The sequence below is a fragment of the uncultured Psychroserpens sp. genome (assembly GCF_947500255.1).
Lineage (GTDB): Bacteria > Bacteroidota > Bacteroidia > Flavobacteriales > Flavobacteriaceae > Psychroserpens.
This window is the reverse complement of sequence record NZ_CANMRL010000001.1, coordinates 606,658-632,349: the sequence shown is the minus strand read 5'-3', so window position 1 is coordinate 632,349 and position 25,692 is coordinate 606,658. Positions and strand designations below refer to the sequence as shown.

General features: G+C 33.3%; 30 protein-coding genes. 18 read left to right on the top strand and 12 right to left on the bottom strand.

Features of this window, described 5'->3' with window-relative positions; all coding sequences use genetic code 11:
• Positions 1–7 precede the first annotated feature (7 nt).
• Positions 8–1,612, top strand: a complete 1,605-nt coding sequence (locus tag Q0783_RS02685; protein ID WP_298893072.1) for an Ig-like domain-containing domain — start codon at positions 8–10, stop codon at positions 1,610–1,612.
• Here the strand turns inward: Q0783_RS02685 and Q0783_RS02680 are convergent.
• The 4 genes from Q0783_RS02680 to Q0783_RS02665 form a co-directional block, all read right to left on the bottom strand.
• Positions 1,599–2,378 carry an amidohydrolase gene (locus tag Q0783_RS02680; RefSeq protein ID WP_298893071.1) on the bottom strand — a complete coding sequence of 260 codons (780 nt, stop codon included), beginning with the start codon at positions 2,376–2,378 and terminating at the stop codon, positions 1,599–1,601. The two genes, Q0783_RS02685 and Q0783_RS02680, sit on opposite strands and share 14 nt — an antisense overlap.
• A 95-nt stretch (positions 2,379–2,473) precedes the next feature.
• Positions 2,474–2,983, bottom strand: coding sequence for a hypothetical protein (locus Q0783_RS02675; RefSeq protein WP_298893069.1), 510 nt, complete (start codon positions 2,981–2,983; stop codon positions 2,474–2,476).
• Between the two features lie 62 nt (positions 2,984–3,045).
• Positions 3,046–4,188, bottom strand: a complete 1,143-nt coding sequence (locus Q0783_RS02670) for a methionine aminotransferase (RefSeq protein ID WP_298893067.1) — start codon at positions 4,186–4,188, stop codon at positions 3,046–3,048.
• Between the two features lie 25 nt (positions 4,189–4,213).
• Positions 4,214–4,408, bottom strand: coding sequence for a hypothetical protein (locus tag Q0783_RS02665; protein WP_298893065.1), 195 nt, complete (start codon positions 4,406–4,408; stop codon positions 4,214–4,216).
• A gap of 115 nt (positions 4,409–4,523) precedes the next feature.
• Between Q0783_RS02665 and Q0783_RS02660 the strand changes: the two genes are divergently transcribed.
• From Q0783_RS02660 to Q0783_RS02650, 3 genes are all read left to right on the top strand, one after another.
• Positions 4,524–5,039 carry a hypothetical protein gene (locus tag Q0783_RS02660; protein ID WP_298893063.1) on the top strand — a complete coding sequence of 172 codons (516 nt, stop codon included), beginning with the start codon at positions 4,524–4,526 and terminating at the stop codon, positions 5,037–5,039.
• A gap of 58 nt (positions 5,040–5,097) precedes the next feature.
• Entirely contained in the window at positions 5,098–7,182 is a 2,085-nt protein-coding gene (locus Q0783_RS02655) for a S46 family peptidase (protein ID WP_298893061.1), read from the top strand.
• A gap of 88 nt (positions 7,183–7,270) precedes the next feature.
• The gene (locus Q0783_RS02650; RefSeq protein WP_298893057.1) at positions 7,271–8,035 is read left to right on the top strand and encodes a hypothetical protein; all 765 of its coding nucleotides are present in this window, start codon (positions 7,271–7,273) and stop codon (positions 8,033–8,035) included.
• Positions 8,036–8,086: 51 nt separating this feature from the next.
• Here the strand turns inward: Q0783_RS02650 and ahcY are convergent, their stop codons facing one another.
• The gene (ahcY, locus tag Q0783_RS02645) at positions 8,087–9,400 is read right to left on the bottom strand and encodes an adenosylhomocysteinase (protein ID WP_298754261.1); all 1,314 of its coding nucleotides are present in this window, start codon (positions 9,398–9,400) and stop codon (positions 8,087–8,089) included.
• Positions 9,401–9,536: 136 nt separating this feature from the next.
• Here ahcY and Q0783_RS02640 point away from each other — a divergent pair, with 136 nt between their 5' ends.
• The 8 genes from Q0783_RS02640 to Q0783_RS02605 all read left to right on the top strand — a co-directional run bounded on the left by Q0783_RS02640 (position 9,537) and on the right by Q0783_RS02605 (position 16,834).
• Positions 9,537–10,163, top strand: coding sequence for a 4'-phosphopantetheinyl transferase superfamily protein (locus Q0783_RS02640; RefSeq protein WP_298754263.1), 627 nt, complete (start codon positions 9,537–9,539; stop codon positions 10,161–10,163).
• Positions 10,164–10,889: a geranylgeranylglyceryl/heptaprenylglyceryl phosphate synthase gene (locus tag Q0783_RS02635; protein ID WP_298893055.1), complete on the top strand. Its 726-nt coding sequence runs from the start codon at positions 10,164–10,166 to the stop codon at positions 10,887–10,889.
• Positions 10,890–10,896: 7 nt separating this feature from the next.
• On the top strand, positions 10,897–11,157 hold the full coding sequence (locus Q0783_RS02630; RefSeq protein ID WP_298893054.1) for a hypothetical protein: 261 nt from the start codon (positions 10,897–10,899) through the stop codon (positions 11,155–11,157).
• Positions 11,141–11,782 carry a nicotinamide riboside transporter PnuC gene (pnuC, locus tag Q0783_RS02625; RefSeq protein ID WP_298754270.1) on the top strand — a complete coding sequence of 214 codons (642 nt, stop codon included), beginning with the start codon at positions 11,141–11,143 and terminating at the stop codon, positions 11,780–11,782. Before Q0783_RS02630 ends, pnuC begins: the two co-directional genes overlap by 17 nt.
• Positions 11,734–12,309, top strand: a complete 576-nt coding sequence (locus tag Q0783_RS02620) for an ATP-binding protein (protein ID WP_298754272.1) — start codon at positions 11,734–11,736, stop codon at positions 12,307–12,309. The genes pnuC and Q0783_RS02620 overlap by 49 nt, the downstream gene beginning before the upstream one ends.
• Positions 12,306–13,862 carry a DUF4301 family protein gene (locus tag Q0783_RS02615; RefSeq protein ID WP_298893050.1) on the top strand — a complete coding sequence of 519 codons (1,557 nt, stop codon included), beginning with the start codon at positions 12,306–12,308 and terminating at the stop codon, positions 13,860–13,862. The genes Q0783_RS02620 and Q0783_RS02615 overlap by 4 nt, the downstream gene beginning before the upstream one ends.
• A gap of 1 nt (position 13,863) precedes the next feature.
• Positions 13,864–14,271, top strand: a complete 408-nt coding sequence (gene arfB / locus Q0783_RS02610) for an alternative ribosome rescue aminoacyl-tRNA hydrolase ArfB (RefSeq protein WP_298893048.1) — start codon at positions 13,864–13,866, stop codon at positions 14,269–14,271.
• Positions 14,272–14,590: 319 nt separating this feature from the next.
• Complete coding sequence (locus tag Q0783_RS02605; protein ID WP_298894160.1) at positions 14,591–16,834, top strand: TonB-dependent receptor; 2,244 nt, start codon at positions 14,591–14,593, stop codon at positions 16,832–16,834.
• A gap of 89 nt (positions 16,835–16,923) precedes the next feature.
• On the opposite strand, the gene Q0783_RS02600 is transcribed toward Q0783_RS02605, so the two are convergent.
• The gene (locus tag Q0783_RS02600) at positions 16,924–17,349 is read right to left on the bottom strand and encodes a hypothetical protein (protein ID WP_298754279.1); all 426 of its coding nucleotides are present in this window, start codon (positions 17,347–17,349) and stop codon (positions 16,924–16,926) included.
• A gap of 168 nt (positions 17,350–17,517) precedes the next feature.
• Here Q0783_RS02600 and greA point away from each other — a divergent pair, with 168 nt between their 5' ends.
• Positions 17,518–17,991, top strand: a complete 474-nt coding sequence (gene greA / locus Q0783_RS02595) for a transcription elongation factor GreA (protein ID WP_298893046.1) — start codon at positions 17,518–17,520, stop codon at positions 17,989–17,991.
• Positions 17,992–18,078: 87 nt separating this feature from the next.
• Positions 18,079–18,468 (top strand): HIT domain-containing protein, encoded by a 390-nt coding sequence (locus Q0783_RS02590; RefSeq protein WP_298893045.1) that lies wholly within the window; start codon positions 18,079–18,081, stop codon positions 18,466–18,468.
• On the opposite strand, the gene Q0783_RS02585 is transcribed toward Q0783_RS02590, so the two are convergent.
• Both Q0783_RS02585 and Q0783_RS02580 read right to left on the bottom strand, forming a co-directional pair.
• Positions 18,469–18,825 (bottom strand): hypothetical protein, encoded by a 357-nt coding sequence (locus tag Q0783_RS02585; RefSeq protein ID WP_298754286.1) that lies wholly within the window; start codon positions 18,823–18,825, stop codon positions 18,469–18,471.
• A 9-nt stretch (positions 18,826–18,834) separates the two neighbouring features.
• Positions 18,835–20,040: a HAMP domain-containing sensor histidine kinase gene (locus Q0783_RS02580; RefSeq protein WP_298893043.1), complete on the bottom strand. Its 1,206-nt coding sequence runs from the start codon at positions 20,038–20,040 to the stop codon at positions 18,835–18,837.
• Positions 20,041–20,192: 152 nt separating this feature from the next.
• Here Q0783_RS02580 and Q0783_RS02575 point away from each other — a divergent pair, with 152 nt between their 5' ends.
• The 3 genes from Q0783_RS02575 to aat all read left to right on the top strand — a co-directional run bounded on the left by Q0783_RS02575 (position 20,193) and on the right by aat (position 22,359).
• Positions 20,193–21,062 carry a flavin reductase family protein gene (locus Q0783_RS02575; protein WP_298893041.1) on the top strand — a complete coding sequence of 290 codons (870 nt, stop codon included), beginning with the start codon at positions 20,193–20,195 and terminating at the stop codon, positions 21,060–21,062.
• A gap of 42 nt (positions 21,063–21,104) precedes the next feature.
• Entirely contained in the window at positions 21,105–21,476 is a 372-nt protein-coding gene (locus Q0783_RS02570) for a DUF3127 domain-containing protein (RefSeq protein WP_230934272.1), read from the top strand.
• Between the two features lie 256 nt (positions 21,477–21,732).
• Positions 21,733–22,359, top strand: coding sequence for a leucyl/phenylalanyl-tRNA--protein transferase (gene aat, locus Q0783_RS02565; protein ID WP_298893039.1), 627 nt, complete (start codon positions 21,733–21,735; stop codon positions 22,357–22,359).
• On the opposite strand, the gene Q0783_RS02560 is transcribed toward aat, so the two are convergent.
• The 3 genes from Q0783_RS02560 to Q0783_RS02550 form a co-directional block, all read right to left on the bottom strand.
• A complete protein-coding gene (locus Q0783_RS02560; protein WP_298893036.1) occupies positions 22,356–23,042 on the bottom strand; it encodes a DUF2490 domain-containing protein in 687 nt (228 codons plus the stop codon). The genes aat and Q0783_RS02560 overlap by 4 nt on opposite strands.
• Positions 23,023–23,520, bottom strand: coding sequence for a hypothetical protein (locus Q0783_RS02555; RefSeq protein WP_298893034.1), 498 nt, complete (start codon positions 23,518–23,520; stop codon positions 23,023–23,025). The genes Q0783_RS02560 and Q0783_RS02555 overlap by 20 nt, the downstream gene beginning before the upstream one ends.
• 76 nt (positions 23,521–23,596) lie before the next feature.
• The gene (locus Q0783_RS02550; protein ID WP_298893032.1) at positions 23,597–24,160 is read right to left on the bottom strand and encodes a DNA-3-methyladenine glycosylase I; all 564 of its coding nucleotides are present in this window, start codon (positions 24,158–24,160) and stop codon (positions 23,597–23,599) included.
• A 143-nt stretch (positions 24,161–24,303) separates the two neighbouring features.
• Here Q0783_RS02550 and Q0783_RS02545 point away from each other — a divergent pair, with 143 nt between their 5' ends.
• The gene (locus Q0783_RS02545) at positions 24,304–24,924 is read left to right on the top strand and encodes a thioredoxin family protein (protein ID WP_298893030.1); all 621 of its coding nucleotides are present in this window, start codon (positions 24,304–24,306) and stop codon (positions 24,922–24,924) included.
• On the opposite strand, the gene Q0783_RS02540 is transcribed toward Q0783_RS02545, so the two are convergent.
• A complete protein-coding gene (locus Q0783_RS02540) occupies positions 24,925–25,677 on the bottom strand; it encodes a hypothetical protein (protein ID WP_298893027.1) in 753 nt (250 codons plus the stop codon).
• Positions 25,678–25,692 lie beyond the last annotated feature (15 nt).

Sequence of the window (25,692 nt, the reverse complement as noted above, 5' to 3'; positions counted from 1 at the left end):
AGTGAGAATGCATAAAACTATTTTACAAGGTTTAGCTCTAGTTGCCATAATTATTACCTTGGCGAGTTGCGCTAATAGAGGAAACCCTTCTGGTGGACCAAAAGATGTGGAAGCACCTGTAATTATAAAATCTACTCCCGAGAATTTTACAACAAACTTTAAAGGAAAAGAAATTAGAATCTATTTTGATGAATATGTTAAGATTAAAAACCTCCAAAAGCAGCTTATCATTTCACCTCCAATGGATGTTGAACCTACTGTGACACCTCTTGGTACTGCTAGTAAATCAATTAAAATTATCATCAATGACACCTTAGATGATAATACTACTTATGCTTTTAATTTCGGACAAAGTATTGTTGATAATAATGAAGAAAACCCTTACGATTATTATAAATATGTGTTTTCTACTGGAGATTATATCGATTCGCTTTCGGTTAAAGGGAAGATATTAGATGCCGAAAACAGAAAACCAGATGCTTATATTTCTGTGATGTTGTATGAGCAGGATTCAACGTATACAGACTCTACTGTTTACAAACAAAAACCAAAATATATCACGAATACTTTAGACAGTATAACAAATTTTAGTATCGACAATATAAAACCAGGAAACTATAAACTGGTAGCTCTTAAAGATGAAAATGGAAACTTTACATTTCAGCAAGACAAGGACAAAATAGGATTTTATGAAGGCTTTATTACTGCACCAACAGAAGAAGAGTATACCATCAAACTGTTTAAGGAAGAATTAAATTTTGAAGCCAAACGACCTAAGCAAGTTACTGGTCAAAAAATTGCGTTTGGTTATGCAGGGGATTATAAAACGATGGACATTGAAATGCTTGGTGATCTGCCAGCAGATTATAAAACTCGAATAACTAAAGACGAAAAGACAGATACTTTGTATTATTGGTACAAACCAAAAATTGAGTTGGATTCGGTATTATTTGTTGTAAAGAATAAGACATATATAGATACTTTAACGCATAGGTTTCGCGATATTGCCAAAGACTCATTAACGGTCAAGGCAACAATAGCTGGAACCATAAATTTTAATGATGATTTTAGCATTTCAGCTAATATTCCTTTTGAAACCATTAATGAAAATCAAATCACTATCCTAGATAAGGATTCACTTAATGTTCCTTTTAAAACTACGTATAGTAATTATGATAATGTTTATAGTTTTCAGTTTGATAAAGAAGAATCAAACACCTACAAAATTAGAATGCTTCCTAATGCTTTGGAAGATTTCTTCGGAAACGTAAATGATACGCTTAATTATACGGTAAAGACCAAAACGTTTTCTGATTATTCTAATATTAGGATCACACTAAGAAATGCCGAGTACCCTATGATAGTTCAACTCATGACTGAAAGAGGAGAAGTCAAGTATGAACAATTTGCTGCTCAAGAGCAGTTGTTTGATTTTAGAAATCTCAATCCAGGGAAATATTACATTAGAGTGATTTTTGATGCAAATGGAAATAAAAAATGGGATTCTGGTAATTTTTTAAAGCAACTACAGCCAGAACGAGTTGCTCACTATCCAGACCTCGTAGATGCTAGAGCCAATTGGGATCCAGTTATTGAAATTATTTTAAAGTAAACATATCCCTATCGTTTAAAAAACCAAGCTTTGTTCTGTATTTGGAAATATGCATTTTATCAAGTGTAACGATTGCTATAGCTTCTTTACCAATTGGAATATTGTCTATTCGTTCACCAAGCACATCATAAGCTGCAGAGTGACCAGAATACTCATAATTATTACTATCTAAACCTACACGGTTAACTCCAATACAATAACTCATATTTTCTATTGCACGAGCTTTAAGTAATGTATCCCATGCTGAAATTCGAACTTTTGGCCAATTAGCAACATAGAGTATGACATCGTAATCATCTGTATTTCTTGCAAAAACGGGGAAACGTAAATCATAACAAACCAACGGACAAATTTTCCATCCTTTATAGTCTACAACTAACCTGTGTTTACCCGACTCATAGACTTTGTCTTCACCTGCAAGTGTAAATGTATGTCGTTTATCATAGCTATTAATTTTACCATTTGGCTCGATAAATAGCAATCGGTTATAAAATTTTTCATTCTCTTTTATAATACAGCTACCAACAATTGCCGAATCCTTTTCTTTGGCGATATGTGTCATCCATTTAACTGTAACCCCATCTATAGATTCGGCGATACCTTTTGGATTCATGGTAAAGCCTGTGGTGAACATTTCTGGTAATACGATTAAATCTACTGACTCAGAAATTGTTTCGATTTTGTCTCTAAGGTTGATTCGGTTTTGAACTGGGTTCTCCCAAACTAAAGTCGATTGTATTAAAGCAACTTTTAACTGATTTTGCATGACTTAAAATTACAAATTTTAAGCATAAAAAAAATCTATTTTGAAAGGTAAATCACCAAACAAAATAGATTTATAGTCAACAATATATGTGATGGTTATAATTTCTTTTTGGCTTTATCAATATTTTCCCTTAACCCTTCAAGCTTTTTTAACCATTTAACTTCATCTTGAGGAGATAGTTTGCCTTTGCGTTTTAGTTTGTCATATTTTTTTTGAGCAGCATTTAGTTTTTTATTGGATTTTTCAAATTTATCCTGAGCTCTTTGTTTTTTCTTTAATGCCTTTTCAGCACGTTTTTGCTCTTTTTCTGCCTTTTTTTGTGCTTTTTCGGCTTTTTTCTTGTCTTTTTCGAGTTTTTTTGCTTCTTTTTGCTTTTTCTTCTCTTGTTTTTCTGCAGCTTCTTTTAGTTTCATTTTTTCTGAAACCGTAGCAGCCTGTTTAAAAATATTAGCCCTTTCTTCAGCACTTAATGTTTCGGTAATTTCTTTACCGTCTAAGTATATTTTTTCTTTTTTAACCTCATAGGTTTTACCATTTTTTATAACTTCTTGTGCATTCACAGTAAATGCAAAGCATAAAAGGAGAAGAGTAATTATATATTTCATAATCTTTAGTTTAGTTTCTTCTAATAATTAGAAACAAAAATATTCAAAAAGTCACTTTTAAGTTAAATTGTATTTATGATTTTCGCTGCAGCTTCTAGAGTCTCATCAGTTTTTGCAAAACAAAAACGCAGTACCTTATCATCACGTCTATCATCATTAAATACCGAGAGTGGAATAGAAGCAATGCCTTTTTCAATAGTAAGACGTTTGGCAAAATCAATATCATTTTCAGAAGTAATTTTAGAATAATCTAACACTTGGAAATAAGTGCCTTTTGACGGAGTAAATTTAAACCTAGAATCTTTAATAAGATTGAGAAACGTATCGCGCTTTTCTTGATAAAAATGAGATAAATCTAAATAATGCTGAGGTACTTTTAGGTAATCGGCCAATGCTTTTTGTGTAGGATGATGAACCGAAAACACATTAAATTGATGAACAGTTCTAAAAGCGTCCATTAAGTCTTTTGGTGCACAGCAGTAGCCTATCTTCCATCCAGTATTATGAAATGTTTTTCCGAAAGAAGCCGTAATAAAACTTCGTTTTTTTAATTCTGAAAATAAACACACGCTTTGGTGTTGTGCTTTATCAAAAATTATATGCTCATAAACTTCATCACTTAGAACAATAGTATTAGTCCCATTAGTAAGTTCTTGAAGTTTAAGCATATCTGCTTCACTCATAACAGTACCACTTGGATTGTGTGGTGTATTTATAATGATGAGTTTTGTTTTTTTGTTAATACATTGTGCTACTTTATCCCAATTTATTTGGTAATCTGGAGCTTCAAGAGCTATAGCAATTGTTTTTCCTCTATTGAGGTCTATAGCTGGTTCATAACAATCATAGGCAGGCTTAAAGATGATGACTTCGTCTTCTGGTTTTATAAAGGTTGAAATAATAGTAAAAATTGCTTGAGTAGCACCTGCTGTTATTGTAATTTCATTTTCTGGATGATAGTGCGTGTCGTATAGTAATTCTATTTTTCTTGATATAGCGTCGCGTAATTCAAAATTTCCAGGCATTGGTGCATATTGATTATAACCAGAGTTCATAGCCTTTGAAACACCATCAATAAGTTTTTGATCACTTTTAAAATTAGGAAACCCTTGAGATAAATTAATTGCATTGTGCTTATTAGCTAATGCGCTCATCACCGAAAAGATCGAAGTTTCTACATTGGTAAGTTTTGGATCTAATTGCATCTTGTAAATATACTAATGATAATAATTAAAAGAAAAGAGAGTTGTATAACAAGTAACCATTACCTCTAACTATCAAACCATTACTTACATTACTTACTATTCTAATAGTCTCTTGCAACTCCAAAGTAGAGAAAGTTGTTGTAAACTCAAATAATAAAACACCCGAGATTTCATTTGCGGTTGAAGATAAAATACCATCGTTAGATTCAGTAAAACTCAAGATTAATTTCAAACCAAAAGGGAACTACAGTAGCATAGTAAATGGACTAAAAACGGATAGAGTTTATTTTAAGAATGTATACCAAACCAATAGAGAAAAAGCAATAGATTCTGCCATGACCTATTTATATATTAAGCTTTTAAATGAAATCGTACCACATTGGTATGGGACCGAATGGGATTTCAATGGTCATACAAATACACCTAATGAAGGTGAAATTGCTTGCGGTTATTTTGTGTCGACAACTCTAAAACATTTAGGGTTTAATTTAAATCGATATAAAATGGCTCAACAGGCTGGACTTATTGAAGCACAGCTATTGCAACCCAAATCCGAACTCAAGATCTATTCGAATGTATCTTTTGAAACCTTAAAACAAAAAATTAACGCAGTCTATAGCGACGGAATCTATTTTGTTGGACTTGATAATCATGTGGGTTATGTATTATTAAAAGACAAAGAACTTTACTTTCTGCATTCGAGTTATGTCGATGATAAAGTGATGATAGAAGATGCCGAAACATCTCCTTGTTTTTCTTCTAATATCTATGTGTTTGCTGAAATATCTACTAACAAAAAACTTATTGGAAGCTGGATTTTAAATGAGCGTTTGATTGTACCAACTAATTAAGTTTACTTTCAGTAACTTTTTTATCTTTACGTGTATTCAAAATTTAAAATCAGTTATCATGAGGTTTCTAAAAATTATCTTCTTTTTTATTGCGTTTCAAATGACTGCCCAACAAGGCGGTATGTGGATCCCTTCATTGTTAGAAGGAATGAATGAAGACGAAATGCAAAGTTTAGGTAGTAAATTAACAGCACAAGATATTTACGATGTCAATAATTCGAGTCTTAAAGATGCTATTGGCCATTTTAATGGCGGTTGTACAAGTGAAGTAATTTCTCCTAAAGGATTATTATTAACCAATCATCATTGCGGCTTTAGTCAAATACAATCGCACTCATCTTTAGAGAACGATTATTTAAAAGATGGTTTTTGGGCAATGTCTTTAGAGGAAGAAATTCCTAATGACGGACTTTACGTCGAATTCATTGTACGAATTGAAGATGTTACTGAGACTATGTTAGCTGGAGTGACTGAAGATATGAGTCCGAGAGATAAACAATCAAAAATTGATATTAATAGAAATGGAGTCGTAAAAGCCACTCAAAAAGAAGATTGGCAAGGCCTTAAAATTAGACCGTTTTATAAAGGCAATCAGTATTATTTATTTGTGACCGAACGCTTTGAAGATATACGTTTAGTAGGTGCGCCTCCAAGCAGTATTGGGAAGTTTGGTAGTGATACAGACAACTGGGTTTGGCCAAGACATACAGGAGATTTTTCGATGTTTAGAATCTATGCCGATAAAAACAATCGGCCTGCAAAATACAGTAAAGATAATGTACCTTATAAGCCAAAACATTTCTTACCAGTATCATTAGATGGTATCGAAGAAGGTGACTTTACCATGGTTTTCGGATTTCCAGGTCGTACTAACGAGTATCTTCCATCTGTAGCTGTAGAGCAAATTACACAAAAGGTAAATCCATCCAATATCGCGATTAGAGAAGCGGCTTTAAAAGTCATTGATGCCAACATGAAAGCTGATGACCAAATTAGAATTCAGTATGCATCAAAACAAGCACGAATTGCTAATGCCTGGAAAAAGTGGATTGGAGAAAATCTAGGTATTGAAAAAAGCGGTGCTGTTGCAATAAAACGCAAGTTTGAAAGTGAGTTTACAAAAGCTTTAAAAGCTAAGGGAATGGAAGCCAAATATGGTACTATATTACCTGAGTTCGATCGTTTGTACAAAGAATTCGAGTCGGTAAATGTAAAACGCAACAATTTTCTTGAAGTATTTTTCCGCACCAACGAACTTATGCAGATGACCTTTAGAGCCTACCAAATGGAACAAGCTCTTGCGAAAAACCCTGAAAACTCGAAAGCTATTGCAAGCTTTAAAAGTCGTATAGAGCGTATTCATAAAAACTATAATGCTAAAGTAGATAAAGGGGTTTATGAGTTGGTGATGCCACTATACTCCAAGAATGTGGATGCTTCAATTTATAATAAAACAGCATTTACTAATATGGATCGCACCTTAGGTTTATTACAAGGAACTTCAACAGAGGTGCTTGAAAAACTAAATAGCGATGCGGCATACCAATATGCTAAGCCATTGATTGAAGAGTTTTTTACAACGCTAGAACCAGAATTTCAACGTATAAATACACAAATCAATGCGCTTCAAACAACATACATGACAGCCTTAATGAAAGTAATGCCAGATGAACGTTACTTCCCAGATGCTAATAGCACACTTCGTGTGACCTATGGAAAAGTAAACGGCTATGCACCTCGTGATGCAGTGTATTACAATCCGGTGACCTATTTAGATGGTGTGATCGAAAAATATGTGCCAGGCGATTATGAATTTGATGTCCCACAAAAGCTTAGAGACTTATATGACGCTAAAGATTATGGGCAATATGCTGATAAAAATGGAAAACTTCCTATTTGTTTCTTAGGAACTAACCATACCACAGGAGGAAACTCTGGGAGCCCAGCAATTGATGCCGAAGGAAACCTCGTAGGACTCAACTTTGATCGTGTTTGGGAAGGTACCATGAGTGATATTTATTACGATCCAGAAATTTGCCGAAATATTATGGTTGATTTACGCTATGTCTTGTTTATTGTCGATAAATATGCAGGAGCCAAACGTTTGATTGATGAAATGAAATTAGTACATCCAAAGAAATAAAATAATACCTTTTATAGACAAAACCTTTCTAGAGATAGAGAGGTTTTTTTGTTTTATACGATATATGTCACTTATACGTTAAGCATATATGAAACAACTATTAGTTCTTATAACTTGTTTACTGTCATTAACAGTTAGTTCCCAATCCAAATCCAAAACCATTCATGTGTTTGTTGCTTTATGTGATAATGTTAACCAAGGGATTGTACCCGTTCCTGCCAAATTGGGTAATGGCCAAGACATTAAAGGGAATTTATATTGGTCTGCATTGTATGGTGTGAAAACACATTTTAAAAATAGTAAGGATTGGACGCTTGTCTCTTCAAAAAAAGATATAGGTAATCATGTTTTAGAGCGTGTATTGTTTAAGCATAAAACGACTAACACTTATTTGTTGGCAGACGCTTATGATGGAAAGTATATTAAGAAAACCACTATCGATTTTCTGGAAGCTTCGGCTGGAAGAAACCCTATTACTATTAAGCAGAAGGAACAAAGACTCCAATTTGGTGGTGATGCACAGTTAGTATCGTATATAGGTCATGACGGATTGATGGAGTTTAATGTGCAAGGCAATTTTAAACCTATTAATGACAAGAAGCGCGATGCCATTATTTTAGCCTGTATTAGTAAAGATTATTTTAAACCTTATCTCAAGCAAACCAAAGCTAATCCATTGGTGTGGACAACCGGTTTAATGGCTCCTGAAGCCTATACCTTAAAATGGGCAATTGATGGTTGGATTCTCAATGAAACTGATGCTCAAATTAGTGAACGTGCAGCAAAAGCATATCATCAGTATCAAAAATGCGGATTGAAAGGCGCAAAGCGTTTGTTGGTGAGTGGGTATTAAAAAAACCCTCACATCACTGCAAGGGTTTTAATATTTAATATAGAACTATTATTAATATCTGTAATGCTCAGGCTTAAATGGACCTTGAGGCGTTACACCAATATATTCTGCTTGATCTGGACGAAGTTCAGTCAACTCAACACCAATTTTCTCTAAGTGTAATTTCGCTACTTTTTCATCTAAATGCTTTGGTAACATATAAACCTCATTTCCGTAGGCATCAGCATTATTCCAAAGTTCAATTTGTGCCAACGTTTGGTTGGTGAATGAATTACTCATTACAAAACTTGGGTGACCTGTAGCACATCCTAAGTTTACTAATCGACCTTCAGCCAAAATAATAACATCCTTACCATTTATAGTGTACTTATCTACTTGTGGCTTAATTGTGTTCTTTGTATGACCATGATTGTCATTTAACCATGCCATATCAATCTCATTATCAAAGTGACCAATATTACAAACGATTGCCTTGTCTTTTAAAGCTTCAAAGTGACGTGCTTGAACGATATCTTTATTTCCTGTTGTTGTAATTACAATATCAGAGTTTCCAACAACAGTTTCTAATTTTTTAACTTCAAAACCGTCCATTGCAGCTTGTAATGCACATATAGGGTCAATTTCAGTAACCGTTACGATACTTCCTGCACCTTTAAAAGAAGCAGCTGTCCCTTTACCAACATCACCATAGCCACAAACAGTAACACGCTTTCCAGCAAGCATTACATCTGTTGCACGACGAATCGCATCTACAGCACTTTCTTTACAACCATACTTGTTGTCAAATTTCGATTTTGTAACCGAATCGTTAACGTTAATCGCTGGCATTGGTAAAGTTCCGTTTTTTACACGTTCGTATAAACGGTGAACTCCTGTTGTTGTTTCTTCAGATAAACCATTGATACCTGCAGCTAATTCTGGATATTTATCTAATACCATGTTCGTTAAATCTCCACCATCATCTAAAATCATATTTAATGGTTGACGATCTTCACCAAAGAATAAGGTTTGCTCGATACACCAATCAAATTCTTCTTCTGTCATATCTTTCCATGCGTAGACTGGAGTTCCAGCATCTGCAATTGCAGCAGCAGCTTGATCTTGTGTTGAGAAAATATTACAAGAACTCCAAGTCACTTCTGCTCCTAAAGCTTGTAGCGTTTCAATTAAAACGGCTGTTTGAATGGTCATATGTAAACATCCAGCAATACGAGCACCTTTTAAAGGTTGTGAATTTTTGTATTCTTCACGAAGACTCATAAGTCCTGGCATTTCAGCTTCAGCCAATTCAATTTCTTTTCTTCCCCATGCAGCAAGAGACATATCTTTTACTTTGTAAGGTACGTAAGTCGTTGTTTTATCCATTTGTTTATTTTTATGCTTTCTTATTTTTTAATTATGCTTTGCCTTTTAGAGTTTGAAATTGGTTAAATTCGCTTGACCAAAATATCAATTTCGCCAAAGGCGCTGCAAAGATAACCATTAAGTTTCAGATAATTAAATGCCACTTTATAAAACTATCCAACCAAACTCACAAACTACTGTTAAAATCTGGAAGATTACAGAGTCTTATGAGGACTTATTTAAACCTTTAGATTTAAAGTCAAATAGCTTAGAGCGTGTTTTAGGAATGAAAAGTGAACTGCACCAACGCGGATTTCTAAGTGTTCGACATTTACTTAGAGATTTTGGTTATACAGATCAAGATTTGTATTATGATGACTACGGAAAACCGCATTTAAAAGATGGGAAACACATATCCATTACCCATTCATTTATATTTTCAGGAGTGATTATTAGTGATAATGAAGTAGGAATTGATATCGAAAAACAAAGAGAAAAAATTGCAATCATTGCCAAGAAGTTTGTGGATTATGAATTTAAATATCTTTCTAAAGATGACGACACCTACATAAAAAAACTCACAGTAATTTGGGGAATTAAAGAATCACTTTACAAATTATTTGCGACACCAGGCATGTTGTTTAGAGAGCATTTTTTAGTAATTCCATTTATGTTACAAGATGGAAAAACGGTAGCCTGGATAGATTATATGAACAAGAAATATAGATATAACACAGCGTTTTTAGAGTTTGAAGGATTTACTTGTGCTTTTGTGACCACTTAAATGAAGACAGTTTATAGTAACATATTGAATTCTATTTCCGAAGACAAAAAAGGATTAGCGGTACTTATAGATCCAGACAAAATGAAACCTGAAGGCTTATCTGATTTCATGGAAAAACTCAATAAGAGTAAGGCCAATTTAATCTTTGTTGGTGGTAGTATAGTTGATGATCATGCTACTGAAATTTTAGTGACAGAAATTAAGAGGTATACGAATTTACCTATCGTTTTATTTCCTGGTGATGTGGCGCAATTGACAAATCGTGCCGATGCTGTTTTATTTTTATCATTGATTTCTGGGAATAATCCAGAGTATCTTATAGGGAAACATATTCAGGCTGTTTCAAAGTTGAAAGGCTCTAACTTAGAAGTGATTCCTACGGGCTATGTACTGATTGAAAATGGAAAACAAACAGCAGTTGAGAAGGTCACAAAAACGAAGCCTATATCAAGACAGAATGTTCAAGACATAGTTGATACAGCTAAAGCAGGCGAACTTCTTGGGATGAAACTCATATATCTTGAAGCCGGTAGCGGTGCTCTGCATCCAGTGCCAGCCGAAATTATTAGTTTTGTGAAACAAGAATTAAAGATTCCACTTATTGTTGGTGGTGGTATAAGAAGCCAACAACAATTAGAAACCGCTTATACTAATGGAGCAGATATCGTAGTTATAGGAACTGCTTTTGAAGATGATGTCTCCTTTTTTGATGAATTAAAAAAATAATACATACGTGAATATTTCAGTAGAATTAACCTTAACGCCATTACATGATGACTATGAACCTGCCATCATTCATTTTATAAAAAAATTACGTGCTTCAAATTTAAAGGTGCTTGAAAATCCTTTGAGTACTCAAGTTTATGGAAATTATGATGAGGTGATGGCCTTGCTTACTTCAGAAATAAAAGAAGCTTTCGAGCTTATAGAAAATGGACTCTTACATATGAAAATCGTAAAATCTGATCGACACGACTATGAACCACATTTTTGAGTTTTTTTTTGAGACCTATCAAAACAGGTCAATACATCTTGTCGTCCTTGAAGCCATTGCTTTTGTATTTGGTATTGCTAGTGTGATTTATGCTAAAAAAGAAAACATTTTAGTGTATCCTACGGGCTTGGTTGCAACTATTGTCACTGTATATATTTTTTTACATGATGAATTAATGGGAGATATGATGATGAATTTTTACTATTCTGTAATGAGTATTTATGGATGGTGGAATTGGTCTAGAAAAAAAGATGATAAATACGTTGTTCCAATATCAAGAACCAATACAAAAGAAAAACTTATTGGTTTCGCAATGTTTGTTTTGACCATGATTGTAACCTATTTGGTGTATAAAGGATATGGTACTGAAATTAACTCATCTAATTATATAGATATTTTTACATCAGGCGTATTTTTCACAGCTATGTGGTTTATGGCCAATAAGAAACTGGAAAACTGGACGCTTTGGATTTTTGCTGATATCATAACAGTTCCTCTTTATGCTTATAGAGGTTGGGGAATGCTATCTTTACAATATTTAATATTTACAGTGTTAGCAATACAAGGCTACTTAGCATGGAAGAAAAGCTTAAACAAATCGGTAACATTAACTCAAACTGTATAAAAGTTGTTTTATATGGACCAGAGTCTACAGGAAAATCGTCTTTGGTAAAAGAGTTGGCCAATTACTACAATACAGTTTATGTCGAAGAATTCTCACGTACCTATGCCGAAGCTAAAGCATTAGATAATCATAGATTAACAAAAGATGACGTTCTGCCCATTGCTATAGGACAGATGCAATTAGAAAATGAGCAATTAAAGAAGGCAAACCGACTTTTAATTTGCGATACAGATTTGTTAGAAACTCAAGTGTATTCTCAATTTTATTACCAAGGATTTTGCCCAGAATTAGTCAAAAAATATGCATTAAAAAACACTTATGATTTGTATTTTTTGACTTATATTGACACGGTGTGGGAAGCTGATGGAATTCGCGATCAACCACACAATAGATTGCAACAATTTAATCGCTTTGAACAAGCATTAATAGCTTCTAAAAAACCTTACATTGTGGTAAAAGGAAGGTTTGAAGAACGATTGAATTTTTGTAAAATACACATTGATGAACTTTTAAAAAAAGCCGATTGAATTTTTCTGAAAAAGATATACTACAAATAGAAACTAAAGGGTTAACTGTGCAAAAAGTTGAACAGCAAATTAGACTTTTTGAAAACGGAATACCTTTTTCCAACTTAGTTTCTGAAGCAACAATAGATAATGGGATTTTAAGATTATCTAACGAAGAAAACACACGTTTAATCTCTCGCTTTGAAGCAAAAAAAGATGCTATTTCTATTTTAAAATTTGTTCCAGCATCTGGCGCAGCTACTAGAATGTTTAAATTCTTATATCCGTTTTTAGAAAAATACAATCTTAAAAAGAAAAGTATTAATTCGTATATAAATACCAATAAAAATAAAGACTTATCTATCTTTTTTGTTGGCTTAGAAAAGTTTCCTTTTTATAATATTGTTAGAGCTAGATTGAAAGATGCTTATCCTAATTTTGATGAGTTATCTATAGACGAACAAGGGTTTAAATTTGTTCAAATGATGCTAGATAGTGACAAATTAGACTATGGAAATTTTCCAAAGGGGTTATTACCTTTTCATGAATATAAAAATCAAGTTATATCAACTGCTTTTGAAGAGCATTTGTACGAATCTGCATTGTATTCATCAAGTGATGAACCAACAAGATTGCATTTTACTATTTCAGAAAAGCACAATCATAAATTTGATGAGGAATTCGCCAGAATTGAAAAGAAAGTAGAAGATAAAACAGGTTCCAAATTCGATATTTCATTTTCATATCAAAAGGAATCTACAGATACTATTGCTGTTACGCCAAAAAATAAACCCTTCAGAAATGAGAACGGATCTTTACTGTTTAGACCTTCAGGACATGGAGCGCTAATTGAGAATTTAAATGACCTTGATGCCGATATTGTTTTTATAAAAAATATTGATAATGTGGTCACCTATAAATACAAAACTGAAGTAGCTAAGTACAAAAAAGTACTTGCTGGAATGCTTATTGAAATTCAAGAACAAGCGTTTAAATACTTAAATATTCTTGACGATGACAACCTTTCAGAAGAATTGCTTATTGAGATTGCCGAGTTTTTGGCTAACAAATTGAATGTCAGAATAAGTTCGGAGTTTGAAAAGTATTCTCGTAAGTATCAAATCGAATATTTAGCTGAAAAATTAAATCGTCCAATTCGTGTTTGTGGCATGGTTAAAAATGAAGGCGAACCTGGAGGTGGTCCATATTGGATTAAAGACGAAAGTGGAAATACCTCGCTTCAAATTGTGGAGTCGGCTCAGATCAATAAAAAGAGTAAACACCAAAAGGATATTTTAAAAGGCGCTACTCATTTTAACCCTGTAGATTTAGTTTGTAGTGTTAAAAATCATAGAGGTGAAAAATTTGACCTTCGAAAGTTTGTAGACCCCAAAGCTGCTTTTATTTCCATGAAAACCAAAACAGGAAAAGACCTAAAAGCATTAGAACTTCCTGGATTATGGAATGGCAGTATGGCCAACTGGAATACTATTTTTATCGAAGTACCATTAATTACCTTCAATCCAGTTAAAACAGTAAACGACCTGCTTAAGGCTCCGCATCAAATTAAATAACATGTTTGATGAGCAAACCATATTAAATGAATTAACCTTTAAAGCAATTAGAAGTTCTGGGTCTGGCGGACAACATGTTAATAAAACAGCTTCTAAAGTAGAGCTGACCTTTGATTTAGAACATTCTCAAGTCCTTACTTCAGAGCAAAAAGAGCTGCTCAAAACAAATCTCCAAACAAGATTGACAAAAGAGGCCCTACTAATCATGCAATGTGGTGAAAGCAGAAGTCAGTTTCGGAATAAAGCCATTATCATCCAACGTTTTTTAGAATTAATAAAGGCTAACTTGATTGAAGAAAAAGAACGGATTCCTACTAAAATACCTAAGGCAGTTGTAAAAAAACGACTCACTAATAAGCGTAGAAACTCAGAAAAAAAAGCCAATCGAAAACCACCTGAAATTGATTGATTAAAAAAATTAAAAATTATTGATGTGCAAATGATAAATCTACTTTATCTTTGCAGCGTTCTCAAAAAAGGGGTGCCTATTATCGGCTGAGATCATACCCATTGAACCTAGAACAGGTAATGCTGTTTAGGAAGCGAACGTTAAGAAAATGTCCAGTGGACATTTTTAGTGAGTGCAAAAAAATGCTTCTAGCGTTTTTCTAATCAAACTTATATTAATGTTCACAATTTTTATTAATTATTAACACTAAAGAATAATTACCTCTTTTTATTCGATTATTTATAATCGTATGAAATCTACTATTCTTAAAATGAAATCAATGAGGCAAAATGTGTCTCACTGTAGATTCAGTTTCGGCTTTCAGAATAAAGTCCACGGAACTAAAAACATTTTTCTTTTTTTAACACTTCTTGTGCTATCAGTCAGTACTTATGCACAAGAAAAACAACAAGATTCTACCAAAACTGAAAAGCTTGACGAAGTTCTCGTTAAAGCCGTAAGAGTAGAAGCTACATCGCCAATTACACATAGCAATGTGACCAAAAAGGAATTAGCAAAACGCAATTTAGGACAAGATATTCCAGTACTTTTAAACTATCTTCCTTCAGTAGTCACCACAACAGATGCTGGTGCAGGAGTAGGTTATACAGGAATTAGAGTACGTGGTATTAATGCACAATCAACCAATGTCACTATTAATGGAATCCCATACAATGATGCTGAATCTTTAGGAACGTTTTGGGTCAACTTAGGAGACTTCGCATCGTCTGTAGAAAGCTTACAGTTGCAACGTGGTGTTGGAACATCGACCAATGGATCTGGAGCGTTTGGTGCTAGTATCAATGTATTAACCGATGCTGTATCTACAGAATCTAATGGAGAAATTTCTAATTCCTTTGGAAGTTTTAATACTAGAAAGCATACTGTAAAATTTAGTACAGGCTTACTTAATGATCATATTGAAATTGCTGGTCGTTTATCAAATATTTCGTCTGATGGTTATATCGATAGAGCAGAGACCGATTTGAAATCGTACTTTTTACAAGGCTCTTATGTTGATGATAATACATTGATTAAAGCTATTATGTTTGGCGGTAAGGAAGTAACTTATCAGGCGTGGAATGGTATTGACGTAGAAACTTTGACAAATAATAGAACCTTTAACCCTTCAGGCATATATACAGATGCCGATGGTAATACGCGCTTCTATGATAATGAAGTTGACAACTACAATCAGGATCATTATCAATTGCATTGGAATCAGCGTTATAACAACAGATGGTCTACAAACGTTGGATTGAATTATACCTATGGACGAGGTTATTTTGAACAGTATAGAGAAGATGAAGATTTTTCAGATTATGATTTAACACCATTAGAGATAGGAAATGAAACCGTTAATACAACAGATTTGATTAGACGCCGTTGGTTGGATAATGATTTCTATGTATTAAATGCTAGTGCTAATTACAAAAACAATGAAGTGAATTTGATCTTCGGAAGTTCATATAGTTTTTATGATGGCGATCATTTTGGTGAAATCATCTGGGCAGAATTTGCAAGTGATAGTGAAATAAGAGATCGCTATTATGAAGGAAACGGTCAAAAAACGGATTGGAGTTTATTTACTAAAGCTACGTACCGTCTTAATGATAAAGTGAGTTTATATGGTGATTTACAATTGCGCTTGGTTGGTTATGAGACTTCGGGATTGACTTCTGATAGAATTCCGTTTAATGTTGATGAGAGCTATAGTTTCTTTAATCCTAAAGCAGGAATTACGTATAAAGTTAACGGAAATAATAGTTTGTATTTTTCTTATGCCAGAGCAAATCGAGAACCAAACCGAAGTGATTTTGAGAATAATGCAACTGTAAAGCCAGAGCAACTTAACGATTTCGAATTAGGTTGGAGACATAACGAGCAGAAGTTTAGATTGAATGTAAATGCCTACTACATGTTATATAATGAGCAACTAGTCTTAACAGGTCAAATTGATACGACTGGAGATCCAATTAGAGCAAATAATGGTGATAGTTACCGACTAGGTTTAGAAGTAGATGCAGCCATTGCAATTACTAATCAATTTTCGGTACAACCAAACTTTACGATTAGCTCTAATAAAAATAGGGAAACGTTTGAATCTGTAAATGGTGTTTTATTAGATCTTGGTAAAACAGATATTTCGTTTTCTCCGGAATTGGTTGCTGCTAATGCTTTTGTATTTCAACCAAAAGAAGGCTTTCAAATATCATTATTAAGTAAATATGTTGGTGAACAGTTTATGGAGAATACCGAAAATACTGATTCTAAATTAGATAGTTATTTCGTTAATGATCTTAATGTGACTTACGAATGGAAACCAAAGTCAATTTTCAAGTCAGTTGTGTTTTCTGGATTGGTTAATAATATATTTAACGAAAAGTATGTGTCTAATGGCTATTTTGGATCATTTGATTTTGATGATGCTTCAAGTCCAACAGGAACTACAACAGGTTATTTTGCTGGATTTTATCCACAGGCTACAACTAACTTTTTGTTAGGAGTGACGTTAAAGTTTTAATACAATTCCTGAAAAAACAGGAAACTAAAATAGAAAACTCCCAATCGTAAGATATGGGAGTTTTTTATATGACTTAATTTTTGATGAGATTAATTACTAATCACCAAATTATTACCAGACAATGTCACACGATATTCTTTTAATCCGCAAGGCAAAGGATCTCCAATTGATTGACCAGTAAATAAACTGTATTCATTTTCGTCAGCACATCCACAAGTCACGTTAACGCCATCAATTTGTAAAAAAGAACAGCTAGAAGGTGCATGATTTGGATCAAAAGCGTCCCAAGCACGATAGTTGCCATTACCAACGTTTGTCACATAAATACCACCATTACCTTGATTCGCCACATAGACCGAATTACTAATGAACATGAGTTGACTAAATTCAGGTAAATTTAAATTGAGTGAAGCATTTACACCAACGTTGAGTAAAAAGTTACAATTGTTTATTCTGTCGTCACTCCCACAATTCATTAAAAACAAGAGAGATAACATAAAAAGGCCTTTTTTCATAGACTTGTTAAGTTTTTGTTGCAATTTACAATATTTTAAAGGTTGAATTAAATATTTTGTATCTTTGTATAACAAATCTCGTGATAGCGAGATTTTTTTTATGCTGAATAAGATGAGTTTATTTTATATCTTAGATTTCAGCATCTTTTATTATTAAACGATTGAATTATGAGTAAAGTATCTTATTATACAGCTGAAGGTTTAAAAAAGTTGAGAGACGAGCTGCAACATTTAAAAGATATAGAGCGTCCAAGAGCATCTCAAGCTATTGCAGAAGCAAGAGATAAAGGTGATTTAAGTGAAAATGCCGAGTATGATGCAGCAAAAGAAGCACAAGGTATGTTGGAAATGAAAATTTCTAAGTTAGAAGAAACACTTGCTGGTGCACGTGTTATAGACGAATCTCAAATGGATACGTCGAAAGCTTTAGTATTATCTAAAGTGAGAATTAAAAACCAAACCAATGGCATGGAGATGACTTATACCTTAGTAGCTGATGGTGAAGCCGATTTAGCCTCTGGTAAGATTTCTGTGAATTCTCCTATTGGAAAAGGATTATTAGGTAAGTCTGTTGGTGAAGTAGCAGAAGTGCAAGTGCCTAATGGTATTATGAAATTTGATATTTTGGAAATTTCAAGATAGGTTATTCATCTTGTTAATATATAGATAAAAGATTCCTTCAAAAGAGGAATCTTTTTATATTTACATACACTCTAATACATTATAGCCATGGCTTCTATCTTTACAAAAATAATTAATGGCGAAATCCCTTGTTACAAAGTTGCAGAAACCGAAGAATTTCTTGCTTTTTTAGATATTAACCCTAATGCCAAAGGACATACGCTTTGTATCCCAAAACAGGAGGTAGATAAAATTTTCGATTTAGATGAAACGTCGTATCATGGGCTTATGGAATTCTCTCGTCAAGTTGCTATAGCTCTAGAAAAAGCAGTGTCTTGTAAACGTGTTGGAATGACCGTTATCGGACTTGAAGTACCGCATACTCATGTGCATTTAATTCCTTTAAATTCTATGGAAGATGCGCGATTTATTAGAAAAACACCTTTAACAAAAGATGAATTTGAAGCTACAGCTAATAAAATTGCATCGTTTTTATAATTAGAAAGATAATATTCCTGTCGCAAAAAGAACGACCACAATTAACAATAGCGCATCAGCTATTATGAAAATCCATGCAAGTTTTTTCAACTTTGTAGACCTTGGCTTTGGGTTTACAGCACGTTCTTGATACGCCACTACTTGCTCAATATCGTTGGTCCAACGCACAGGAAAAATATCTGTATTACAGGTATTGCAACGCATTTCATGAGTAGTGTCACCAGTAATGGCTTTGTAAAACGCATTCTCAACAAAGCGTTGCTTAAATGTTAATTGCAAACCTTCATTAGAATAACACTCAGGACAATTGTTGTTGAGCTGTACTTCTTTAAGTGTAAAGTATTGTTGTTCTTTCATGACGTGTAACTAAGATAACAATTTCAATGAAATTTGCATAGTCGTACCTTTGCCAATTTCAGAATTAAGGACTTTAATTTTTCCATTATGATAATCATCGATAATGCGTTTTGCCAATGAGAGTCCTAATCCCCAACCACGCTTTTTGGTAGTAAAACCAGGTTGGAAAACAGAATTGAAATTTTGTTTAGAGATTCCTTTACCAGTATCCTGAACCGTTATTTTTACGTATTTATCATCATTTGTTATGGCCAGTTTTAATGCTCCTTTTCCTTTCATAGCATCAATGGCATTTTTTACTAAATTTTCAATAGTCCAACTGTACAATTGCTTGTTGAGGTCTACATACAATTGCTGTTCTGGTGCTGTAATTTCAAAATCGATCAATTTTGATGATCGTGCTTTTAGGTATTCATAAGAGTCTAAAGTCTCTTTAACAACATCGGTTTTTTCTAACGTAGGTATAGAACCTATTTTACTAAAACGGTCTGTAATAGTTTGCAATCTTGTAATGTCTTTTTCAATTTCAGATAAATAATCTGGATTCACATTTTCGCTTCTTAAAATTTCAGTCCAGCCAACCAAAGATGACAATGGTGTTCCGATTTGATGTGCTGTTTCCTTCGCCATACCTGTCCATAATTTATTTTGATCAGCTGTTTTTGAACTTTTGTAGAAGAAATAAGCCACAGCTGCAAATAAAAATATGATGAGTAATAAGGCTAATGGATAAAATTTAAGCTTGTTTAATAGTGGTGAATTTCCATAGTAAAGCGTTTGATTATTGGTTCCAATTTCTATAGGTGTATTTTCTTTACCATATTTTGAAATGAGCATTTTAAGGTTTTCATTGACATATTTAGTTTCTTCAATGTTATGAATAGAATCAACTTCTGTTTTATTGATAATATTTCTAAAATTCACAACAACCGAATCTGCATCAATAAGAATCATTGGTGTTGTATTATTGTTGTCAAGTATTTCAAAAGCGAGGTCTAGATCAGCAAAAACATCATCACTATTACTAAGTTCGGCATCTTCAACTGCTTTAAGTAGATCTCTTTGAGCCGACGACCAGATTTCCATTTTGCTACGTTCTTCTGCTTTGAAATTTTGAAAAAACACATAAGTATTCCACAGAATAAGAGAGATAATTATAAATGAAGTTACGATGATAATCCATCGTGTCATATTGCGGTTTATGGTAAGTGCCATTAACTATATTTTTGAATTTTAAATATAAAGGATTTATGTTAATAATATTGTGTTCAGATAGGGTGAATTCATTTTTATAACACTAGCAATATGGTTACATTTGCATTTCAATATCTTGAAACGGTTGCGTTTAAGGGGAAAACAACAACAAAATGGCATCTTTTAATCCAAAAGACATTTCTACAGGACGTTTACATGGCTACTTATTAAGTGCTGTAGCGCCTAGACCTATAGCTTTTGCAAGTACAGTTGATGCCGATGGAAAGCCAAATTTATCACCTTTTAGTTTTTTTAATGTGTTTAGTGCTAATCCGCCAATTATGATATTTTCTCCTGCTCGCCGAGTACGAAATAATACCATTAAACACACCTTAGAAAATGTTGAAGCAACTAAAGAGGTGGTTATTAACGTAGTTAATTATGATATTGTTCAGCAAATGTCATTGAGTAGCACAGAGTATGCTAAAGGTGTTAATGAGTTTGAAAAAGCTGGATTAACCATGTTGGAGTCAGATATTGTAAAGCCGTTTAGAGTTGCAGAATCTCCAGTTCAATTTGAATGTAAAGTCAATGAAATTGTACATTTAGGGACCGAAGGAGGCGCAGGGAATCTAGTGATTTGCGAAGTGGTAAAACTTCATATTTCTGATGATGTTCTAGATGATAAGGACGTTATTGTACAAGAAAAATTAGACTTGGTAGCTAGAGCTGGAGGCAGTTATTACAACCGAGCAAAAAAAGGTTTTTTTGAAATTCCTAAGCCAATTTCTACTTTAGGAATAGGCGTAGATGCTATGCCAAATGAAGTTAAAAACAGTATGGTTTTAACGGGTAATGACTTAGGTATGTTAGGTAATGTTGAAACCCTGCCTGAACAAACCGAAATTGATGAATTTGTAAATAATGTAAGTGAGCGATATCCTAATATTAAGAATATGTCTCACCACGAAAAACATAAAATTGCCAGAAACTATTTAAGTTATGGCGATGTAGATAGTGCATGGAAATTGTTACTGTCTTAAGTAGTAAAAACAATCTAAATTAAACATAAGTAAATACAAAAAATGGAAGTACAAGGAAAAATCAAAATGATTGGAGAAACTCAAACGTTTGGAAGTAATGGGTTTAGAAAGAGAGAATTGGTAGTAACGACAGAAGAACAATATCCACAACATATTTTGGTTGAATTTGTTCAAGATAAAACAGACTTATTAAACAATTATCAAGTTGGACAATCTGTTAAAGTAAACATCAATTTAAGAGGAAGAGAGTGGGTAAATCCACAAGGAGAAACAAAATACTTTAACTCTGTACAAGGATGGAGAATTGAAGCCTTACAAGCCGAAGCAGATAATATGCCACCAGTAGCACCTACTGAAGCTTTTGAACCTGCAACTAACTTAAATGAGGAAGATCATGATGATCTACCATTCTAATTGGAGTTATTGCAATAAAAATCTTAAAAGCCTCAATACTAATTGAGGCTTTTTTATAAGAAAAAGTCCCGAAAAATTCCGGGACTTAGTATTGTGGTTTTAGGTTTGACCTTTATAAACAAACTCAAAAAAAAGCAATGATGAACAAAATTTAATTCACAAAGGTCATATCAAATATGGCGAAAAATCGATACTTTTCAAAGTTTAAAACTAGATTTAACATACTAATAGTCAACTATAACGTTATAGTGATCCAATGCATTTCCTTAATCAAGACATAAAATTCCCAGATATATCCAATGCCACAAAAGAGGGTATTTTAGCTGTTGGTGGCGATTTATCTCCTGAGCGATTGATATTGGCTTACAAAAGCGGTATTTTTCCATGGTTCGATAATGAGGAGCCTATTATTTGGTGGTCTCCAGATCCTCGATTTGTACTAATTCCAGAGCGTTTGAGAGTTTCTAAAAGCATGAAGCAAGTTCTTAGAAATAGTAATTTTAAAGTCACAGTAAATAAAAGCTTTGAAACGGTTATTGAAGAGTGTAGCAAAATGAAACGCCCAGGACAACGAGGCACATGGATTACTCAAAGCATGAAGGAAGCTTATATTAAACTCTACACTTTAGGTTTTGCAAAATCTGTCGAGGTTTGGTTAAATAATGAGCTTGTTGGTGGTTTGTACGGTGTTGATATTGATAATGGTATTTTTTGTGGTGAAAGTATGTTTAGTAAAGTGAGTAATGCGAGTAAAGTAGGTTTTATCACATTTATTCAAAATTCAAACTATAAACTTATAGACTGCCAAGTCTATACAAATCATCTTGAAAGCTTAGGTGCAGAAGATATTTCAAGGGAAGAGTTTTTAAAGTACTTAAATTAGAGGTTAAGTTCTAATGATGTATTTAAAAATACAGATTCAGCTGTTCTAATGTTTATTTTATCCAATCGTAGCTCTACACCAAATTCAAAGTTTAAGTTTTTTGATATTAACATGCCAATTGAAGGCGATACACGATATTCTAATTCTGGCTTATCTATTTTTGTACTAGTTAGTAATGCTTCATTTGTAAACACTAAATACGTTTCGCCAACATCTAATTTTAAGCCTTGTAAAGGGACATCGAATGCCAAACGATATCGAAACCTGAACGCTGTGAAGTCATCATAAAAACGTTGCTCACTTCTAAAACGATGTCCTAATCGTAACGTTTTAAAAATAGACTTTCTATTGTATTGTTGGGTGAGTCGAATCTCATTACTTGAATCTTCAAAAACTCCTCTGTTTCTATACATTAAACCTAAAGCAATACTTTGTTTCAGATCAAGTTTTAAGGCTGAAAAATGCGCAATTTGAATTTGTCGCATGCGATATACAATGTGCTCATCTGTATATATAAATGCTCTATTACTAAATTCAAAATTTACGCTGTACGATTTGTTAAAGTTGTGACGCAGAGCAAATGCATTTTCGTTAAAAACTTGAGTCTCGGCTTGTGCAGATAAAGATTGTCCTGATAACAAGAAAGCTACTAAAACTAAAATTCTAGTACATAATATATTCATAACTATCTTGTTGTAAGTTGCGAGCATTTAAAAACACACCTTTAGTATCAAAGGTCATTTCCTTAAGTTCCCAAGATCTTTCAGATTTTATAGCAACGATAATTTCATAGTTTGAATTTATAGAGACTCTATTATCTAAAATGGAATTTATAAACTCAACTTTACTCTTTTCCGAATTAAAAAGATATTGTTCTTGAATCTTAATCAGTTCAAACTTATCTGAATTTTCAGATAAATAAGAGTTAATAGTGTTGAGTACATTTGGTGGGAGTTGACGTTTTTTAATAACGACCTCAATATCTTCTATCGTCCCCGAGCTATTTAACTCAAGGCTAAACCAGTGTTTGTTATATTTAAATTTGCTCTCATAACTCAACTTGTCACCATCTGTTTCTCTATAGTACCGAATACGCTTTGCTTGATCTGGAATTGACTCAAAAACAAATTGTATTCGTAACGGAAGATCAGATAGTTGCATTCTAGACTCCTTTTCATTTTTGGTTTGGGCGTTCAAATTTGAAAAGGAAAAAAAGACTATTATACAGTATAAAATTCTAAACCTCATTATATCTAAAGCAATTAATTTCATGGTCATTTACCATACCTGTAGCTTGCATATGAGCATAAATAACGGTTGAGCCTACAAATTTAAAACCTCGTTTTTTTAGGTCTTTACTAATCGTATCACTAAGCGGAGTGTTTGCTGGAGCTTTTCTATAATCTTTAAAACTGTTCTTAATAGGCTTACCATCAACAAAACCCCAAATGTATTTTGAAAATGAACCAAATTCATCTTGAATTTTCATAAAAGCCTGTGCATTGGTTATGGTTGCATTTACTTTAAGCTTATTTCTAATAATGCCTTCATTTTGAAGTAGCTTATCTATTTTTTTCTGATTGTATTTCGCGATCTTTTTATAATCAAAATGATCAAATGCCTTTCTAAAGTTTTCACGCTTTCTTAAAACGGTAATCCAACTTAAACCCGCTTGAAACGTCTCTAAAATTAGAAATTCAAATAAAGTATCGTCATCATAAACAGGAACACCCCATTCCTCATCGTGATACGCCTCATAAAGTGTGTGTCCTTCACACCAACCACATCTATGTTTTGCCATAATAGTTCTATTGAATTTTAAAAATAGTAAGTTTTTGCTTAATAATCCGTCTTATTTTAGGACGATGTAAAAGGTTTATTGATTTCATGATTAAAATCAGCTTTCATTGCATTAGTTTCACTTAAATTGCACATCTAAATATTATGATAACATTGGAACAGATAACAGTACAAGACATTATAAAAGACAGCTTAAAAAAAGCAATTTCATATCAGGATTACCGCACACTAGTGCATCAATTAGTAGAAGATGAATCTACCAGCGGAAATGAGAAAACAGAAGCTTTAGTTAACTACACAATGCTTAACGACCGTCGAATGAAACGTTGGGATAAAACCGTTAAAGTTTCTGAAGACATTAAAGAGCGTTTTGCTAATTTTAACGGAAATGTGACATGGTTGGTCATTACCGAAAGTTGGTGTGGTGATGCGGCTCATGTGATACCAGTACTTAATAAATTGGCAGAGTTGTCGGAGCACATCGATTTGAAATTGGTATTTAGAGATGAAAATGGTGAGCTTATGGATCAGTTTTTAACTAATGGTGGACGCGCAATTGCCAAGTTAATTATGATTGATAATACAACTGGAGACGTTGTAAATACATTTGGACCTAGACCAAGTGAAGCAACACAAATGGTTAACGATTACAAAGCAGAACATGGTACATTAACTTCAGAGTTTAAAGAAGACCTGCAGGTTTGGTACAATAAAAATAAAGGTCAAAATATTATTGAAGATATGGTAGGCCTTTTAGAATTGTAATTACTTTCCTTGAAAATAATACGTAATAGACCCAATTTGACTTTTTCTATCTGCCGAAGAGAATAGAGCGTTTTTTGCATATTCTAAAGCGGTATCAATTAAACATTGATTCTTGCTTGATGACGATGAGTTGATATAAGTATCTGTGACTTGTCCAAGTTCATTAACTGTAATATTCACCACAATTTTTCCACTAACTTCACACAAATACACAGGAGGTGGTAACTTAACTTTTGATCGATTGGTTAAAGAAAAAGATACACTACTATTGGCATTCCCTTTATTGTTTTTAGCATCTTCTTTTGGTGAATGCATGGCTAAAACGTCATTTGCTTTATTGAAGGTTTTACGCTCGTTTTCTTTTAAAGCATAATTTTTTGAACTTCTATATGATGAGTTAGAGGTCATTACCTCTTCAGATGTGGAAGATGACTCTTCTTGAGGCTCTTCAGGGTCTTCTGAGGTGTCTTCAGGTTGAGAATTCATAGACTTGAAGTTACGCATCATTTCTTTGAACTCTTCATCTTCATTAAAGGCTTGGTTTGTTTTCGGATTCACATTTTCTTGCTCTTCAAGAGCTTTTAAACGCTCTAATTTCTCAAGCTCTTCAATAGTTTGAGGTTCGAGTTCGTAATAACTTTCAGCTATAAATTCTGCTTTTTTCTTGATATGAAAACTAAACATAGCAAGAACTAACGTCCCTGTAATTAAGGACGTGATAAGGAGTGCTTTATGTTTTTCAACAAAATTCAAGTAGGCAAATTTTAA